Consider the following 18,382-nt stretch of genomic DNA (forward strand, 5'->3'; position numbering starts at 1 on the left):
CGTGGGCACGACGGACGGGCGACCGTGCGGCCGGTGGCGCGAGCGCCGCCGCCGGGCGCCGTCCCGGACGTCGGCCCGGAGGTCTGCCCCCGGACGGACGGTCCCGAACGGCCGGTCCCGGACCTCCGGCCCCGGACGGACGGTCCCGGGGACGCCTGACGTATGACGTATGACGTATGACGCCTGACGTCAGCGGAAGATCGCCATGGCCTGGACCTCCAGTACCGCGTCCGTCGCGTTCCAGTCCTGCACCTTGCCCAGACAGCGGGCGGAGAACGTGCCCTGGGGCACCTCGTTCCGCAGCCCCTCCGTGGCACAGGTGACCCGGACCCGCGGCCCTCTGGACGCGTCCTCGGGGTCCCCGTAGGGGGCGAGGAGGACGGTGGACTCGTCGGTCTCGCTGATCTTGCGGAAGCGCCCCCGGATCAGGACGAAGTCCTCGATGTCCCGCAGCCGTACGGTCCCCCGCGCCCGGGGCACGGGCCCCGCCGCCGCCAGGGCACCGGTGAGGGCGGCGCCGCGCCGCACGGTCTCGTTGACGAGATCCACATGGACGATGACGTTCCGCGCTTCGAGGACGTCCATGATCACGCCGATCACCGAGATGGGCTCGGCGACCTCCATGTACTTGCTGACGATCTCCTGGTTGTCCCGCCTGCCGCCGCCCGCGCCCACGCCGAAGACCGTGGCCCGGATGGTGCCGTCGGAGCTGTCGCTCGTGCGCTGCTCGACCTCCTTGCGGAGGGCGGCGGTGTAGTTGCGCATCTGGTAGTGGTCCATGACCGAGCGGTCGTGGAGGTAGAAGCAGATGCTGTACGTCAGATTGCGGTCGCGGCTGTGCCGTCCCCGGGGGAGCAGCAGCACCCCGGCCAGGACCACCAGGGCCACCGCGCCCGCGGCCGTGCACAGCCACAGCAGCATCCAGGGCCACCAGACCGCCCACCACTCCTCACTGAACACAGCCACGCATCTCCTTGAAGGCGTCGAGCAGGGGCCGTTCGGTGGCGTCGAGCAGCCGTCCGCCGGTGGCGCGGGCGGCCCGTCCCAGCTCGTCCGCGTCGGCCTCGCCGTAGCGGACGGCGTAGGTGCGCACCGACGCCACCGGGCCGGTGCGCGCGCGCTGGGCGCGCAGGAACGCGTCCAGGCTCATGCCCGCGTTGTTCCGGCCGTCGGTCATCAGCACGATGGACAGCGGCCGGGCGGGGTCCTCGCGGAGCATTCCGGCGGCCGTGCGGTAGGCGGCGTCCAGACCGGACCAGATGGCGGTGGTGGTGTCGAACCCTTCGGACGCCACGAGGGAACGCAGCCGCTCCAGGTCCCGTTCGCCGCGGTAGGTCACGGTCCGCCGCTCCAGCACCTTCCCGCCGAAGCGCAGGACGGTCAGGGTCTCGCCCCGGTGGAACCGGGCGAACTTCCCCGTCCGGGAGTCGTCGGCGCCGCTGAGCCCGTCGAACGTGGTGCGCAGCGCCCTGATCCCGGCCCCCCGCATCGAGCCGGAGAAGTCCAGCAGGAACAGCACCCGGGCCGGGCCGGCGCGCCGGGCGGTGTCGTAGGAGGCCACCAGCCGGTCCACCACCTCCTGCCGGCCGGGGAAGTAGAGGGCGTTGCCGATGGGTTCGCGGAGGGCGGGGCTGCGGGGCACCGCGGGGTCGATGGGCCGCCGCTGGGTCCGCTCCATGATCCGTTCCTGGACGGGGCGGCTCCGCAGCCACTCCACGAGCCGGTCGTACGCGGCCCGTTTGCCGGGGTCGAGCAGGAGCAGCGGATAGTCGGAGAGCAGCATGCCGTCCTGGGGGTAGACGATCTCCAGCGGGGTCCGCAGCACGCCCGCGCGCTTCAGGGTCAGCAGCTCGGACTCATAGGTGATCAGGGCGTCCAGCTCGCCCTGGCGGCGGACGAAGGACTCGCCGAGCCGTTCCGACGACCCTTCGGTGAGGGTGTGTCCGCTGAAGAAGCCGCGCAGCCGGTCGCAGGAGACGTCGGCGGGGCGGAGCACTCCCCCGGTGCCCGCCGCGGCGGTGGCGACCCCGACGAGTGCGGCGAGCCCGCTGTTGGTGTGGCGGGGGTCGGCCATGGCGAAGGTGAGACTGCCGTCGGCCGCCGCGTCCGCGACATCGGCCCAGGAGATCTGCCGGTCGGGGGTGCGGGCGCGGAGCCGCTGGGCGGTCCGGGGCTTCATGCCGATGACGACGGGGGACCGCATGATGGTGGTGGCGAGGGGTCGTTCGGCGGCGCCGCCCGCGGCCTTGTGCCGGAGTTCGACATAGCGGTCGGAGGCGAGCCAGGCGAGGTCGTGCCGGTAGGAGCCGGGGGTGAGTTCCCGGCTGGCGTCGACGGTGCCGCGGTACTCCATCTCCAGCCGGATGCCGGTCTGGTGGCGCAGTTCGTCGAGGAGGGGCGCCATGTCGGCGAGTTCGGTGCCCGCCAGGACGCGCAGGGTGACGGGCCGGGGGCTGTCGGAGGTGCAGGCGGTGCCGGGGGCGAGCAGCAGCACGGCGAGGGCGGGCACCAGGCGCCGGGGGCTCCACCGGGGCCGCGGTCCCCGCCGGGGCCGGGAGGGCCGCGCGCGCCGGAAGGCCCCGGGGAGCCGGGAGAGCCGCGCAAGCCCCGACGGCCCGGGGAGCCGGGAGGGCCGGGGGCCCGCCGGGGTGCTCACCCCGCCTCCTGCGGCGGGCAGTCGCCGACGATGGAGATCATGCGCTCCAGCAGCCGCAGCCGGGGCATCGCGGCCCGGGTCCCCCCGGCCACCTCGGGGACGGGAATCCGCTGGCCCTCCAGATAGGCGGCGAGCTGGTCCCCCGCGACCTCGCCGCTCGGGTCGAGGATGCGGAAGCCCAGCTCCATGGCGCGGCGGCGCAGTTCGGGGTCCCGGGTGACGAGTTCACCGAGCCGGTCTCCCTCCTTGTTGAGGGCGATGAACTGCGGCTGGGTGACATGCTGGCTGTCCGGGTAGAGCAGCACCCGGTCGTCGTCCAGCTTCCCGGATTTGGCCAGGAATTGATCCTGGTAGCTGAGGTACTGGTGCTCGTAGGTGACGATCACGGGGGCGACCCCCTTGCCCTCCGGGGAGATGTAGGTCCTGAAGACGTCCGCGTGCGGAAGCCCCTGTTCCATCAGTGGTTTGATGGCGCGGGCCCGGGCGTCCGCCTCTTGGTCGGTGCGCGGGACCTCGCGGTCGCCGTCGCCTCCGCGTCCGCGCCAGGTGAAGGCGACCAGGGCGAGATAGGTGCCGGCCGAGTTCGCCGTGCAGACGTCGGAACTCTGGGCGAGCATGCGATTGGTGTTGGTGATTCCGTACTTCTGGACGCCGATGTCGTTCCACTGGCGTCCGGCGTGCACGAATTCCAGGAATTTACGGGTGTTGAGCCGGTAGTAGAGGGGTTTCCCGCCGTCGGACGCGCGCTGTGCGGTGACGATGCCCACGCTCCGGAGGGCTTCGGCGTACGCGCGGTAGGTGGCGAGCACGAGCGGGCTGACGAACGGCCGGTGGACGGTGGCGAACTCACCGGACCGGGAGCGCTGGTGGGTGATCAGATCACCGGCGGGCTGTCCGGAGGGGAAGACGAAGTCGTACGGGGAGAGATCGCGGATCGCGAACTCGCGCGATCCCACACTGGTGACATGTATCCGGATGTGGTGCTTGAGCAGAATGCGCCGGACCTTCTCGTCCTCGAAGAAATCGCGTTTGGAGGCCATCCGGCCCTCCAGGGTGGTGACGCGCTCGAAAGGCAGCAGGGCGTTGCCCGAGGTGCCGAGCACGGTGACACCCGTCAGTACCGCCGCCAGCAGCGGCAGGAAGACGACCAGCAGCCCCCGCCGCGACCAGGGGGACGACACCTGGCGGCGGATCGCCAGCCGGGGTTCCTCCACGGCGGGTCTGTCTCCATCGCTCACGCTGTCCTCCCCGAGTCCCCCGGCGCGGGCGGATGCCCCGTCCGCGCGCCTCGCGGTCCGGCCACCGGCGTCCCTCCGGTGTCACTGCCATCGGACCCCCGCGGTGTTACCGAACGGCCACGGGGGTGCCACGGTACGGCACCAACGCCCCTCCGGCAGGCGGTCGTTCGGCGACTCCGAGCCGGACGGCCCACTCCAGGGCGGCGGGGAGCCGGGACTCGCGGGGCACCGGGGCCGGACTGGTGGCGGAGTCCATCAGATCCATGATCACGGACTCGTTGACGGTGCCCTCCGCGACCCGGGCGACGAACCGTTCGGCCGCGGCGCGGTCCCGGTATCCGGCGTCGGCGAAGCAGTCCGCGAGCGACCGGTCGTCGAAGATCCCCGCATAGCCGTCGCAGGAGGCGGCGAGACCGTCGTCGCCGACCCAGTCGGGGTACGGGGCACGCCACCAGCGGCCCTCTTCCCACCAGTACAGATAGCCCAGTTCATAGCTGTCGTTCATTTCCCTGAGCCGGTCGTGCGGCAGCCATTCGGGGGCGTTGACCAGCAGATCCACGGGCTTGTCGCCCTGGAAGGTGGTGTCGCTGCAATCGGCGTCCTGGCCATAGAAGATCGCTTTTCCCTCCGGCCTGAGGACGAGGGTCCACCCGCCGTTGGAATGGGAGCAGGACAGCTCGCAGTCGTTTAACCGGAATCCGGGCCTCGCCATTTTGGTGACGGCGATCAATACGAGGACGACGGCGCGCTCCCACATGCGCTCGGGCCTGCCCAGCTGTACTGGAATTGCCGGCTCGTTGGTCATTTCTGCCCCTGCTGTCAACGCTACGTGTTGCTGACCGAACTTTTCAGCGCTACCGAACCATAAGGCCCGACCGAGCGGCGGCGCCAATGCCGCACCCGGTGGGGGTACCGGGGTCGCGGGACGCAGGCGTCCGCCGGTAAGAGGTGTCCAACCCGTCTGCGGGTGAACGGAGTTGACTTGATTCTGTCCTCTGGAAAGGTATGCGCTTCACCGAAGGCGTCAGTTCTCCCTTGGGCAAGGGATAGGGAATTCCCGGACCGTCCGCCGGGGAGGGGGCGTGCGTGTCAGGCGAACGTGCGCCCCCTCGGGGTACGGCGGGGTACGGGGCCCGGACCGTCCGCCGGGGGGCGGAGCGCCGGTGCCCGTCCGCCCGGCGGGCGGGGCGCGGCCGGACCACGGCCGCTCCGGGCCGCGCCGGAGGGTGGAACCTCTGTCGGAGTCATGGGGGTGAACGTAGCCCCAGGGCCCGACTCGATGTTCGCATTTGCTTATCGTTTACCGAGACTTCGCAGTGTTTCTGGCTGGAACTCGCCCCTTTGATGGTCGGGGTGAGCAAACAAACGGTGTGGTTCATGTGAAGGAAGTCCGACCCGGAAGGGCCGGTGACGGGCCGTTCCCCAGGCAGACCGGGCGCAGACCCGTTACGGCCCCGGTGGCGGACCGTTCCGCCGGGGGCTGGCTCAGGCCGTACGGCAAAGCTGTGCCGGTGCGATCATCGCCCCTTCCGTCACCACCCCCCGGAACTCCGTCGTACCGGATATGACGCCCGGCCCCGGCCCGTTCCGAGGCCGGGCGGCCCCGGTTCCGACCGCGAGCGGCCCGATACGGCCCCGGGGTCCGGACGGCCCGTCGCCCGGTGTACGGCCGTGCGACCCGGGGGGGGCGGCTCCGGCGCACTCGGGCTTCGCGCCCGGCACCGCCGGGCCCTATCGCCCCGTCCGCCGCCCCGGCCCCTCCCGTATCGCCGGGTTCGGCCGGGTAAAGCAGCTCGTACGACCACCTTACGGGGCGGTCGATCCGTCGCCACGGGTACGGCCGGGAATGGATATACCACTCCAGTAGTACTCCAGACAGTCGCCGCGTTCCGCGCGTGGCGCGCCGATTTCCGTGCGTTTCCCTGCGGCGAACGGTCCATGTATTCGGCAGCCGGACGCCCCGGGCCCCGTCGCGGCGGACGGGGCCCGGGGCGGAGGGCGCCCGAGGCTCAGATCGCGGTCAGGCGCTCCAGCGGGAACGGCGGCCGGGCCAGGGGGCGTACGGCCACCCGGGTGAGCTGGAGGGCGTTGTCGTCCCCCGCCGTGCGGTTGGTGTGGAGGACGCCGCAGCCCGTGCAGCGGTGGACGAGCACCCACTCGCCGTCGCCGCGCACGGAGATGGCGAGCGGTTCCATCCGGGCGCCGCAGTCGGCGGCCCGGTCACCGGGGGTGTCGTCGAGGTGCCGGCTCCACAGACAGTTGGGGCAGTGGTTGCGGTGCCCCGTTCCGGCGGCGGTCATGGAGACGTCGAGGCCGCAGTGGAGACAGCGGAAGGACTCGGCGCGCGCTTCGGTGCGGGCGCGCCGGGACCGGTTGCGTGACATGGGGAGTGAACTCCTGGAGAGAGGTGTGGACTGGGCGTCTGAGGACGGCGCCGCCCCACACCGGAGGAGCTATTCCGCTGGTGCGGAGGTCCTTCCTCGGTGAGGACGGCTCCACGTGGCCCGGGGCATACACACACCACTTCCTGCTGCTCGGCGCTGCTCACGCGCACGGTCGACGACCGGCCGGAAGGTGTCCGGTGGCCGCCTCCATCACAGCGCCCCGGCCGCACCGGGGGCAACCGGTTTTCGGGCGGAGGACCGTTTCCCGGCGGAGGACCGTTTCACCGTGGAACAGGGACGGGCGGGCGGGCGGATCGCACCGCGGGCTCAGGCCACCGGTCCGAGGCGCCCGGTCAGGGGCTCGTCGTGGTGGATGGGGACGCGCGCGCCGGTGAGTGCGGCTCCGCTGCCGCCGCGCCGTTCGGCGACGATCTCGGCGGCGATGGACAGCGCCGTCTCCTGCGGGGTACGGGCCCCGAGGTCGAGCCCGATGGGGCTGCGCAGCCGGTCGATCGCCCCCTCGCCGACGCCCGCCGCGCGCAGCCGCCGTATCCGGTCGAGGTGGGTACGGCGGGAGCCCATGGCGCCGACGTAGGCGACGGGCAGCGTCAGGGCGTGGGTCAGCAGGGGGATGTCGAACTTGGCGTCGTGGGTGAGGACGCAGAGCACCGTACGGGCGTCGGTGCGGGTGGCGGCGAGATAGCGGTGTGGCCAGGCCACCACGACCTCGTCGGCGTCGGGGAAGCGGGCTGCGGTGGTGAAGACGGGGCGGGCGTCGCAGACGGTGACGTGGTAGCCGAGGAACTTGCCCACCGTCACCAGCGCGGCGGCGAAGTCGACCGCGCCGAAGACGATCATCCGGGGGGCGGGGAGGCTGGTCTCGACGAACAGGGTCACCGGCGCGCCGCAGAGGGAGCCGTCCGCGCCGACGGTGACGGTGGCGGTGCGGCCCGCGTCGAGCAGGGCCCGCGCCTCGGCCGCGGCCGTGCGGTCGAGGGCGGGCGGCCCGCCGAGTGTGCCGCGGCCGCGGCCGTCCGCGTGCACGAGCAGGGCCGCGCCGAGCAGCTCCGCGGGCCCGTCGACGACCCTGACCAGCGCGGCGGCACCGCCGGCCGCGGCGGTGTCCAGGGCTTCCGCGTACACGGCGACCGGGGTGCCGTCCGACCCCCCGGAACCCGCCCCACCGGCCCCGGGCACGGACGGGACCCCGGCGCCGACGCTGTCCGCCCCTGCGGAACCGCACCGGTCCGCCGACCCCCTGGAACCGGCCCCGGGCACGGACGGGACCCCAGCGCCGGTGGCATCCGCCGCGACGGGCCCGAGCCGACCCGGTGGGCCCGCGCCGTCCTCCCGTCCGGTCGTGGCCCCCGCACCGGTATCCGTGACATCCGCCCCGGCGGAACCGCGCCCCTTCGGCGAGCCCGCGCCGGTCCAGGCCCCGGGCGCGGGCGCGGACGGAACCCCGGCACCGGCGCTGCGCGCCCCGGCGGAACCAGGCCGGTCCGATGGCCCCCCGCCGGTCCCGTCCCCCCGCGCGGGCGCCGACGGGGACGGGGCTCCGGTGGCGGCCGGGGCGGGACCGCGTTGGTCCGGGAGGCCCGCCGGGCCGGGGGCCGCGCCTTCGCCGGAGGGGGCGTCGGCGGGGGCCGCGACAGGCGGTCGGGCCGATGGCGGGCCGTCATCGGCGGCGCTCGGCGCCGGGAGGCCGGCCGCGCCGCCCACGACCCCGGCCGAGGGCCGTACGGCCGGGCCCGCCGGGTCGATCGGCGTGATCAGGACCTCCATCGTGCCGCCGCAGGTCAGCCCCGCCGCGAAGGCGTCCTCGTCACTCGGGTGGAACCGTTCCCGCAGGGTCCGCCCGTCGGCCAGGGCGCGCAGGCACAGTTCGTACAGCGTGCCCTCGACACAGCCGCCGGAGACGGAGCCGACGGCGGTGCCGTCCTCCGCCACCGCCAGCGCGGCGCCCGGCTGCCGGGGGGCGCTGCCGGTCACGGAGACCACGGTGGCGACGGCGCAGGCACGCCCGGCCCGTATCCAGGGGCGCAGCTCGGTCGCCAGCTCCAGCATCGGGTTCTCCTCCCTGAGGGGACGGGACGGTCACGGGGTCGGACGTCACCCGCCGGTGAGGTGTTCCGGGCGGACGGGCACCCGGGTGAGGCCCCGTCCGGTGGCGTCCCGGATCGCGGCGAGGACGGCCGGGGTCGCGGACAGGGTGGGCGCCTCGCCGACGCCCCGGAGCCCGTACGGGGCGTGGTCGTCGGCGAGTTCCAGCACATCGACCGGGATGGGGGGTGTGTCGAGGAGGGTGGGGATCAGATAGTCCGTGAACGACGGGTTGCGGACCCTCGCCGTCGCCGGGTCGACGACGATCTCCTCCATGACCGCGATCCCGAGCCCCTGGGTGGTCCCGCCCTGGATCTGGCCCTCGACCGCGAGCGGGTTGATCGCCTTGCCCACGTCCTGGGCGCAGGCCAGCTCGACGACCTTCACCAGGCCGAGTTCGGTGTCGACCTCGACGACGGCGCGGTGGGCGGCGAAGGAGTACTGCACATGGCCGTCGCCCTGCCCGGTGACCGGGTCCAGCGGCTGGGTGGGCCGGTGCCGCCACTCCACCTCCGCCTCCACCGCCCCGCCGGGGGCCTGCCGCAGGATCTCCGCGAGGTCGGCCAGCGGCTCGCCGTCGTCGGTGACCACCCGCCCGTCCTCCAGCAGCAGTTCGGCGGTGGCCCAGGCCGGGTGGCGGGTGCCGAGGTGGCGGCGGCCCAGCGCCAGGACGGTTTCCCGGACCGTCTCGCAGGCGTGTTTGACCGCGCCTCCGGTGACATAGGTCTGCCGGGACGCGGAGGTGCTGCCCGCCGAGCCGATGCCGGTGTCGGCGGGCCGGACGGTGACCCGGGTGACGCCGAGTTCGGTCCGGGCGATCTGGGCGTGGACGGTGATCCCGCCCTGGCCGACCTCGGCCATCGCCGTGTAGACGGTGGCGGCGGGGGTGCCGCCGACGTTCTCCAGCCGTACCCGGGCCGTGGAGTAGTCGTCGAAGCCCTCGGAGAAGCCGACGTTCTTGATGCCGACGGCGTAGCCGACGCCCCGGACGACCCCTTCGCCGTGGGTGGTGTTGGCGACCCCGCCGGGCAGGGCGCGCGGATCGACGGTGCCGTCGGCGCTCTCCCACTGGCGTTCGGGCGGCAGTGGCCTGGCCTTGACGCGGCGCAGCAGTTCCGCGACGGGCGCGGGGGAGTCGACGGGCTGTCCTGTGGGCATGACGGTGCCCTGTTCCATGGCGTTCCGGCGGCGGAACTCCACCGGGTGGAGGCCGAGCCGGGCGGCGACCTTGTCCATCTGTGCCTCGTACGCGAAGCACGCCTGCACGGCGCCGAATCCGCGCATCGCGCCGCAGGGCGGGTTGTTGGTGTAGAGGGCGAGGGCCTCGATGTCGACGTTGTCGACGGCGTAGGGGCCGATGGAGAGGGAGGCGGCGTTGCCGACGACCGCCGGGGAGGAGGAGGCGTAGGCGCCGCCGTCGAGCACGATCCGGCAGCGGACATGGGTGAGGCGGCCGTCGCGGGTGGCGCCGTGCTCGTAGTGGAGCCGGGCCGGGTGGCGGTGGACATGGCCGAAGAAGGACTCGAAGCGGTTGTAGACCATCTTGACGGGCCGTCCGGTGCGCAGGGCGAGCAGACCGGCGTGGATCTGCATGGACAGGTCCTCCCGGCCGCCGAAGGCCCCGCCGACGCCGGAGAGGGTCATCCGTACCTTGTCCTCGGGCAGTCCGAGGACGGGGGCGATCTGCCGGAGGTCGGAGTGGAGCCACTGGGTGGCGACGTAGAGGTCGACGCCGCCGTCCTCGGCGGGGACGGCGAGCCCGGACTCGGGCCCGAGGAACGCCTGGTCCTGCATGCCGAAGACATAGTCGCCGCGGACGATCACATCGGCGCGGGCGGCGGCCGCCCGGGCGTCGCCGCGGACGATGGGCTGGCGGTGGACGATGTTGGGGTGCGGTACCCGGGGGGCGTAGTGGTCGGTGCGGTGCTCGTGCAGCAGGGGCGCGCCGGGGGCGGTGGCGGACGCCTCGTCGGTGACGAGCGGCAGCTCCCCGTAGTCGACGCGGATGCGGGCGGCGGCGCGGCGGGCGGTCTCGGGGTGGTCGGCGGCGACCAGGGCGACGGGTTCCCCGTGGTGGCGGACCCGGCGGTGGGCGAGGGCGGGGGTGTCCTTCAGCTCCAGGCCGTAGTGGGTCTCGCGGGCGGGCAGGTCCTCGTAGGTGAGGACGGCCCGTACGCCGGGGACGGCGAGCGCGGCGGAGATGTCGATGGAGTGGATGGCGGCGTGGGCGGTGGTGGAGCGCAGGGTGTGGCCCCAGATCATGTCCTCGTGCCACATGTCGGACGCGTAGGCGAACTCTCCGGTGACCTTGAGGATGCCGTCGGGGCGGGGGGCCGACGTGCCGACGCCGCCGTGGACGCGGTCGGTGCGGGTGAGGTCGCCGGGGACGGCGCCGGGGACGGTCATCGCGCATCGCCTCCGTGCTCCGCCGCCGCGGCCCGGCGGGCGGCGGCCAGCCGGACCGCGTCGAGGATCTTCTCGTACCCCGTGCAGCGGCAGAGGTTGCCCGCGAGCGCTTCGCGGATGTCGGCGTCGGCGGGGTCGGGGACGCGGGCGACGAGGTCGTCGGCGGCGACGAGGAGTCCGGGGGTGCAGAAGCCGCACTGGACGGCTCCGGCGTCGATGAACGCCTGCTGGACGGGGGCGAGCCCGGGGGTGTGCGGCGGGGTCCCGGCCCCGGCCGCCGCGGCGGTCTCCGCCGGGCCGTCCCCGGCGCCGTCCCGCTGCCGTGCGTGATCGGCCAGCCCCTCGACGGTGACGACCTCCCGGCCCTCGGCCTGGCCCGCTGCGACCAGGCAGGAGCAGACCAGGACACCGTCGAGCCGGACCGTGCAGGAGCCGCACTCACCCTGTTCGCAGGCGTTCTTCGAGCCGGGGAGCCCCAGGCGCTCGCGCAGCACCCACAGCAGGCTCTCGCCTTCCCACACATCGTCGGCCTGGTGTCGGCGGCCGTTGACCGTGACGTTCACGCGCACGGGACACTCCTCTCCTCACGGTACGACTCCCAGGTCCACAGCAGCGTGCGGCGGGCCAGGACACCGACGGCGTGACGGCGGTAGGCGGCGGTGCCCCGGACGTCGTCGATGGGGCTGCATCCGGCGGCGGCGAGCCGGGCGAACTCGGCGACGGCCGAGGGGGCGAGCGCGGCCCGGCTCTCCCAGAGCCCGTCCTGTGCCAGGGCCGCGTTCAGGAACTCCTCGGCGACGGCGGCCCGTACGGGGGTGGGCGCGGCGGAGCCGATGCCGGTGCGGACGGCCCGGGAGCGGGGGTGGAGGGCGATCCCGAAGGCGCAGACCGCGATCACCATGGCGTTGCGGGTGCCGACCTTGGCGTACTGCTGGGGGCCGTCGGCGCGGGGGATGCGGATCGCCCGGATCAGCTCGTCGGGGGCGAGGGCGTTGCGTTTGACGCCGGTGTAGAAGGCGTCGACGGGGATGCGGCGGGCCCCGCGCACGGACTCGGCCTCGATCTCGGCCCCGGCGGCGAGCAGCGCGGGGTGGCAGTCCCCGGCGGGGGACGCGGTGCCGAGGTTGCCGCCGACTCCGGCCCGGTTGCGGATCTGGGGGGAGGCGACGGTGCGTGCGGCGACGGCGAGTCCGGGAAGGTCCCCGGAGAGTTCCTCGATGATCCGGGTGTAGGGGACCGAGGCGCCGAGCCGTACGGTGTCGCCCTCCCGCTCCCACCGGCTCAGTTCGGCGATCCGGCCCAGGTCGATGAGGTGGTCGGGGCGGCGCCGGTCGAAGTTGATCTCGACCATGACATCGGTGCCGCCCGCGAGGGGGACGGCGCCGGGGTGCGCCGCCTTGGCGGCCAGCGCCTCTTCCCAGCTCGCGGGCCGTAGGAAGTCCATGGGCGCTCTCCTCCGGCTTCGTGAGCGGGCTCCGGGGCCCTGCTGCTGACTGGGGCTGCTGACTGAGCTGGTGACATGGCCGATGGCTCGGCCGACGGCGTGCCGCGCGGGGGCGGGGGCCGGTCGCGCGGGCTCCGTCCCGGTACGGCTGCGCCCCCGATGAGGGCATACGTCCACGCTAGGCTTTTCCGCCACATTCCGGACGCATACCCGCCTGGGGGTTCCCGGCCCAGTACACAAGCGGACGCCGACCGCTTTGGAGTCACTGATGACATGAAAGAGTTGGCTGGTCTCCTCCGTCATCTTGTAGATTCAGACGAAAAGCGGGTCGCGGTCATGGCACCGTTCGCCCAGGACACCGTGGCCCGGGGCCATCGGTAACGACGAAACGGATCGGCGAGGACGAGATGCGGCTGCGCGCACTGCTGGAGAACGACGCGCTGGGGCTGCGGCTGCTCGGTGGCGAGGAAGAGCTGGACCGCGGCGTCCACGGGGTGATGACCACCGATCTGCGCGACCCCAGCCGCTATCTGTCGGGCGGGGAGCTGGTGCTCACCGGGCTGGCCTGGCGGCGTTCGCCCGAGGATTCGGAGCCGTTCGTCCGCATCCTGGCGGCGGCCCGGGTGGCCGCCCTGGCGGCGGGCGAGGCGGAGCTGGGAGCCGTTCCGGACGACCTGGTGGAGGCGTGCGCCCGGCATCGGATGCCGCTGTTCGCGGTGCACGAGTCCGTGGCGTTCGCCACCGTCACCGAGTACGTGGTGCGCCAGGTCTCCGGTGAGCGGGCGGGCGATCTGGCGGCGGTCGTGGACCGGCACCGGCGGCTGATGACCTCGGGTCCGGCGGGCGGCGGCCCGGACGCGGTGCTCGATCTGCTCAGCTCCGACCTCGATCTGCGGGCCTGGGTGCTCTCGCCCACCGGGCGGCTGATCGCGGGCGCGGCCGGGGCGCTGCCGCCGGGCGCGGGCGCGGAGCTGGCCCGGGAGCATCTGACGGCGGTCCGGGCCGGGCGGCGGGCCCCGTACCGGGCGGCGGCGGGCGGGACGACGTACTCGCTCTTCCCCGTGGGCGCCCCGGGCGGCGGCACGGACCGCGGCCCGGCGGACGGGCCCGGCGGGGTGCGGCCTGACGTGCTCTCCGACTGGCTGCTGGCGGTCGAGGCGGACGCGGGCGACTGGCCCGCCGAGCGGCTCGATCTGCTCCAGGGCGTCACCCAGCTCATCACGGTGGAGCGGGAGCGGCGGGAGGCGGCGCGCTCGGTCCGCCGCAGGCTGGCCCAGGAGGTGCTGGAGCTGGTGCAGTCGGGCGCCGCCCCGGCGGAGATCGCGGCCCGGCTGCGGGTCGCGGCGCCGGTGCTGCTGCCGGGGGTCGGGGCCACGCCGCGCTGGCAGATGGTCGTCGCCCGGGTGGAGTGGGGCCAGGACGCCGGGCCGTCCCCGGCGGGCCAGGAGGCTGCGGAGGGCGGACCGGCGGGCCGGGTCGCCCAGTCGCTGCTGGAGGAGATCCTCGCGGAGCCCTCGGCCCCGGGCGCCGACGCCGGTGACCGGATCGCCGTCGCGCACCTCGGGGACGAGGCGGTCGCCCTGGTGCCGCTCCCGGCCGCCCCGGCGGCGGGCGCGGGAGCCGCGGCACCGGCCGGGCCGGGCGGCTCCCGGGGCGCGGCCGGCGACGAGGGGCTGCACGCGCAGACGCTGCTGGGCGCGGTCGGCGATCCGCTCGCGGCCGGGCTCGGCGAGGACGGACGGCTCACGGTCGGGGTGAGCGCGGCGGTCAGCTCCGCCGAGGGGCTGCGCGGCGCGCTGGAGGAGGCCCGGCACGCCCGCCGGGTCGCCGCGGCCCGCCCGGGCCGGGTGTGCGCGGCGGGCCACCACGAGCTGGCCTCCCATGTGCTGTTGCTGCCGTTCGTCCCGGACGATGTGCGACGGGCGTTCACGGCGCGGCTGCTCGATCCGCTGCGGGAGTACGACGGGCGGCACCGGGCGGAACTGATTCCGACGCTGGACGCGTTCCTGGAGAGCGACGGCTCCTGGACGCGGTGCGCGCAGCGGCTGCATCTGCATGTGAACACGCTGCGGTACCGGATCGGGCGGATCGAACAGCTCACGGGCCGGGATCTGTCCCGGCTGGAGGACAAGCTCGATTTCTTCCTCGCCCTGCGGATGAGTTGATCTTTCCCTCTTCCCTGGGGAGCTGTCCTGAAAGCGTCCCTGAAAAGGCAGTTGAACGCTCGACCTCTCCGCGAAAGGGGAGGTCGGGCCCGTTCCACTCACTCAGCGACCGGTAATGGTCACCGACCTAAATTGACAGTTAGGGAAGGCTCACCATATTCATTGGGGGTCATCATCGTCCCCGCACCGCCGGGCGCCTTGCGCGTTCCGTGCGACCAGCGGGCCGTCCAGGAGGCTCCCATGCCACGCCCGTCCGTCCGCCGGGGTACCGCGCTCGCCCTCTCCGCTCTGCTGCTGCCCGTCCTCGCCGCCTGCGGTGGCTCGGACAGCGAGAAGAACGGCAAGGAGACCGAGGCCGGTGAGCAGAAGGGCGCCGAGAAGCTCGTCATCTACTCGGGCCGCAACGAGGAGCTGATCTCCCCGATCATCGGCAAGCTGGAGAAGGCCACCGGCACCGATGTCGAGGTCCGCTACGGCGACAGCGCCGAGCTGGCCGCGCAGATCCTGGAGGAGGGCGACCGCACCAAGGCCGGGCTCTTCTTCTCCCAGGACGCCGGTGCCCTCGGCGCGCTCTCCCAGGCCGGACAGCTCGCGAAGCTGCCGCAGAAGTCCCTGGACAAGGTGGACGCGGCGTTCCGCGGCGGCGAGCAGGACTGGGTCGGCGTCTCCGGCCGCTCCCGGGTCATCGCGTACAACCCGAAGTCCGCCGGGAAGGTCCCGGACAGCATCCACGACCTGACCGCCCCGAAGTGGAAGGGCAAGGTCGGCTACGCGCCCACCAACGCCTCCTTCCAGGCGTTCGTCACCGGTATGCGCGTCCTGGAGGGCGAGGACGCCACCCTGAAGTGGCTCAAGGGCCTCAAGGCCAACGGCAAGACCTACGCCAAGAACGGCGCGGTCCTCGATGCGGTGGACTCCGGCGAGGTCTCCCTCGGCCTGATCAACCACTACTACTGGTACGAGAAGGTCGCCGAGCTGGGCGAGGACAAGGTCAACGCCAAGATCCACTTCCTGCCGGGCGGCGACTCCGGCGCGCTGATCAACGCCGCGGGCGTCGGCGTCCTCAAGAACGGCGGCCAGGGCGCCGCGGCCGAGAAGGCCGTGGACTACCTGCTGTCGAAGGAGGCGCAGACCTACTTCGCCGAGGAGACCAAGGAGTACCCGCTCGCCTCCGGCGTCACCAGCACCGTCAAGGGCCTCCCCGCGCTCGACTCGCTGGACGCCCCCAAGATCGACCTGGGCAAGCTGGAGTCGCTCCAGCAGACCCTGGAGCTGCTCAAGAAGGCCGGGATGGTCTGACCCTCCCCCGTCGACAAGCCATGAGCACGCACCGTTCACCGACCGTGCGCACCCCGGCCGCCGCGCGACGCGCGGCGGCCGGCCGGCGCCGGGCCCCGCTGGTCCTGCTGCTCCCCGCCACGGCGGCGGCGCTTCTCGCGCTGCTGCCGCTCGGCTATATCGGGGTGCGCGCGCTGGAGCACGGCTGGGGGTACGCGTTCGACATCGCCACCGAGCCGCGCACCCTCGAACTCCTCGTCAACAGTCTGAAGCTGACCGCGATCGTCGTGGTCTGCTCGCTGGTCCTGGGGATCTCCCTGGCCTGGCTGACCGTGCGCACCGCACTGCCCGGACGGCGGATCTGGGCCGTGCTCGCCACCCTGCCGCTGGCGGTGCCGAGCTATGTGGCCGCGTTCACCTGGATCTCGGCCCGGCCCTCGCTGGCCGGGCTGTCCGGCGCGGCGATCACCCTCACGTTCGCCTGCTTCCCCTATGTCTTCCTGCCGGTGGCGGCGGCGCTGCGCGGCATCGACCCCGCGCAGGAGGAGGCGGCCCGCTCCCTGGGCGGCGGCGCCTGGCACACCTTCCTCCGGGTCACGCTGCCGCAGCTCCGCCCGGCCGCGGCGGGCGGCGCGATCCTCGTCGCGCTCTATGTCCTCTCCGACTTCGGCTCGGTCTCCATCACCCGGTACGACACCTTCACCCGGGCCATCCACACCTCGTACCAGGCGAGCTTCGACCGCACCCCGGCCGCCGTGCTCGGCTGTGTCCTCGTGGTCATGACGGTGCTGCTGGTGCTGGCGGAGAACCGCACCCGGGGCCGCGCCGGACACGCCAGGACCGGCCGGGGCAGCGCCCGTCCGCCGGTGCCGCTGCGGCTCGGCCGGTGGACCGGCCCCGCGCTGGCCTGGTGCGCCGCGGTCGCGGGCGCCGCCGTCGCCTTCCCGCTGGCCACGCTCGGCTACTGGCTCACCGTCGGCAACTCCGGCTGGGACCCGGACCGGCTGTGGGACGCCACCGTCACCACCCTCACCGTGGCCGCCGCCGGAGCCGCCGTCACCACCCTGCTGGCGCTGCCGGTCGGCGTCCTCTCCGCACGCCACCAGGGCAGGCTGGGCCGCTTCCTCGAACAGTCCGTGTACGCGGGGCACGCCGTGCCCGGGATCACCGTCGGCCTCGCCCTCGTCTTCTTCTCGGTGCGCTACGCCTACCCGCTCTACCAGGAACTCCCGCTGCTGATCGCGGCCTACGCGGTGCTCTTCCTGCCGGTCGCCGTCGGCTCCGCCCGCGCGGCCGTGCTCCAGTCGCCGCCGGTCCTGGAGGAGGTCGCCCGCTCGCTGGGCCGCTCCCCGCTGCGGGTGCTGCGGGAGATCACCGTGCCACTGGCCGCCCCCGGCATCGGGGCGGGCGCCGCGCTCACCTTTGTGGTGATCATGAAGGAGCTGCCCGCGACCCTGCTGCTCCGCCCCACCGGCACGGACACCCTGGCCACCCGGCTGTGGACCGAGACCGGGGCGGGCGCGTTCGCGGGCGCCGCCCCCTACGCGGCGGTCATCGTGCTGCTCGCCGCGATCCCCTCCTATCTGCTCGGAAGGCGCTCATGACCGGACTGCGGGTGACCTCGCTGACGACCTCGTACGGGCGCGGGGGACGGGTCCTGGACGACCTCGGCCTCACCGTCCCCGAGGGCGAACTCGCCGCCGTGCTCGGCCCCTCCGGCTGCGGCAAGACCACCCTGCTGCGGGTGATCGCGGGCTTCGTCCGCCCCGACGCGGGGGAGATCTCGATCGGCGGGCGCACCGTCTGCGGCCCCGGTGTCCAGCTTCCGCCGGAGCGGCGGGGCATCGGCATCATGGCGCAGGAGGGCGCGCTCTTCCCCCATCTCAGCGTGGTCCGCAACGTCGCCTTCGGGCTACGCCCGCTCGACCGGGGCGAGCGCCGGGCGCGCGCGGACGAGATGCTGGAGCTGGTGGGGCTCGGCGGCTACGGCGACCGGATGCCGCACGAGCTGTCCGGCGGCCAGCAACAGCGGGTGGCGCTCGCCCGGGCGCTCGCCCCCCGCCCCGCCCTCGTCCTCCTCGACGAGCCGTTCAACGCCCTCGACAGCGGGCTGCGCTCGGGGCTGCGCTCCGACGTCCGCTCCGCGCTGCGGGCGGCGGGCGCCACGGCCCTGCTCGTCACCCACGACCAGGAGGAGGCGCTGTCCGCCGCCGACCGGGTCGCCGTCATCCGGGCGGGACGGGTGGTGCAGTCCGGCACCCCGCAGGAGCTGTACGAGCGTCCCGCCGACCCCTGGGTCGCCTCCTTCGTCGGCGCGGCGGTACTGCTCCCGGCGGTTGCCGGACCGGGTGCCGCGCACGCGACGACGGCCCTGGGGCGGATACCGCTCGCCCGGCGGGCCGACAGCGGCGGCGGGGCGGACGGCACGGTCGTCCTGCGGCCCGAACAGCTCCGGCTCACCGATCCGTCGGATGCCGCCGCCTCCGCGTCCGGGCAGGTCACCGAGGTGCGGTACCACGGCCACGACGCGCTGGTCCTGGTCGGGCTGCCGGGGCTCGACCAGCCCGTCACGGTCCGCACCGCCGGGCCCCTCGCCGTCCGTCCGGGAGACACCACGGGCCTGCTGGTCACGGGCGGGGCGGGCTTCCACCGCGACAGCACCGACCGCACCGACGGCACCGACGGCACCGACGGCACCGACGGCTGAC

Annotated in this window: 12 protein-coding genes and 2 pseudogenes; 4 read left to right on the top strand and 10 right to left on the bottom strand. The window is 73.9% G+C overall.

All coding sequences use genetic code 11. From position 1 onward, the window contains the following. Positions 1-189: 189 nt before the first annotated feature. From CRV15_RS03810 to CRV15_RS03855, 10 genes and pseudogenes are all read right to left on the bottom strand, one after another. Positions 190-966 (bottom strand): hypothetical protein, encoded by a 777-nt coding sequence (locus CRV15_RS03810; RefSeq protein ID WP_029183097.1) that lies wholly within the window; start codon positions 964-966, stop codon positions 190-192. Beyond that, entirely contained in the window at positions 950-2,509 is a 1,560-nt protein-coding gene (locus CRV15_RS36250; RefSeq protein WP_009997854.1) for a vWA domain-containing protein, read from the bottom strand. Before CRV15_RS36250 ends, CRV15_RS03810 begins: the two co-directional genes overlap by 17 nt. A gap of 143 nt (positions 2,510-2,652) precedes the next feature. Next, positions 2,653-3,894, bottom strand: coding sequence for a hypothetical protein (locus tag CRV15_RS03825; RefSeq protein ID WP_003962276.1), 1,242 nt, complete (start codon positions 3,892-3,894; stop codon positions 2,653-2,655). Between the two features lie 106 nt (positions 3,895-4,000). After that, on the bottom strand, positions 4,001-4,699 hold the full coding sequence (locus CRV15_RS03830; protein WP_003962275.1) for a hypothetical protein: 699 nt from the start codon (positions 4,697-4,699) through the stop codon (positions 4,001-4,003). A 1,204-nt stretch (positions 4,700-5,903) separates the two neighbouring features. Continuing rightward, positions 5,904-6,278, bottom strand: a complete 375-nt coding sequence (locus tag CRV15_RS03835) for an RNHCP domain-containing protein (RefSeq protein WP_003962274.1) — start codon at positions 6,276-6,278, stop codon at positions 5,904-5,906. Between the two features lie 327 nt (positions 6,279-6,605). Then, positions 6,606-7,685, bottom strand: a pseudogene (locus tag CRV15_RS36555) (XdhC family protein); the annotation flags it as partial. A gap of 441 nt (positions 7,686-8,126) precedes the next feature. Continuing rightward, positions 8,127-8,345 (bottom strand): annotated as a pseudogene (locus tag CRV15_RS36560) (XdhC family protein); the annotation flags it as partial. A gap of 45 nt (positions 8,346-8,390) precedes the next feature. Next, entirely contained in the window at positions 8,391-10,787 is a 2,397-nt protein-coding gene (locus tag CRV15_RS03845; RefSeq protein ID WP_003962272.1) for a xanthine dehydrogenase family protein molybdopterin-binding subunit, read from the bottom strand. Then, on the bottom strand, positions 10,784-11,356 hold the full coding sequence (locus tag CRV15_RS03850) for a (2Fe-2S)-binding protein (RefSeq protein ID WP_009997850.1): 573 nt from the start codon (positions 11,354-11,356) through the stop codon (positions 10,784-10,786). Before CRV15_RS03850 ends, CRV15_RS03845 begins: the two co-directional genes overlap by 4 nt. Beyond that, positions 11,347-12,231 (bottom strand): FAD binding domain-containing protein, encoded by an 885-nt coding sequence (locus CRV15_RS03855; protein ID WP_003962270.1) that lies wholly within the window; start codon positions 12,229-12,231, stop codon positions 11,347-11,349. Before CRV15_RS03855 ends, CRV15_RS03850 begins: the two co-directional genes overlap by 10 nt. A gap of 407 nt (positions 12,232-12,638) precedes the next feature. Between CRV15_RS03855 and CRV15_RS03860 the strand changes: the two genes are divergently transcribed. From CRV15_RS03860 to CRV15_RS03875, 4 genes are all read left to right on the top strand, one after another. Then, positions 12,639-14,396 carry a PucR family transcriptional regulator gene (locus tag CRV15_RS03860; protein ID WP_003962268.1) on the top strand — a complete coding sequence of 586 codons (1,758 nt, stop codon included), beginning with the start codon at positions 12,639-12,641 and terminating at the stop codon, positions 14,394-14,396. A 240-nt stretch (positions 14,397-14,636) separates the two neighbouring features. After that, a complete protein-coding gene (locus tag CRV15_RS03865) occupies positions 14,637-15,695 on the top strand; it encodes an iron ABC transporter substrate-binding protein (protein WP_009997848.1) in 1,059 nt (352 codons plus the stop codon). Between the two features lie 20 nt (positions 15,696-15,715). Beyond that, on the top strand, positions 15,716-17,278 hold the full coding sequence (locus CRV15_RS03870; protein WP_003962266.1) for an ABC transporter permease: 1,563 nt from the start codon (positions 15,716-15,718) through the stop codon (positions 17,276-17,278). After that, positions 17,275-18,381, top strand: a complete 1,107-nt coding sequence (locus CRV15_RS03875) for an ABC transporter ATP-binding protein (protein WP_003962265.1) — start codon at positions 17,275-17,277, stop codon at positions 18,379-18,381. Before CRV15_RS03870 ends, CRV15_RS03875 begins: the two co-directional genes overlap by 4 nt. Position 18,382 lies beyond the last annotated feature (1 nt).

Source organism: Streptomyces clavuligerus, assembly GCF_005519465.1.
Taxonomy (GTDB): domain Bacteria; phylum Actinomycetota; class Actinomycetes; order Streptomycetales; family Streptomycetaceae; genus Streptomyces; species Streptomyces clavuligerus.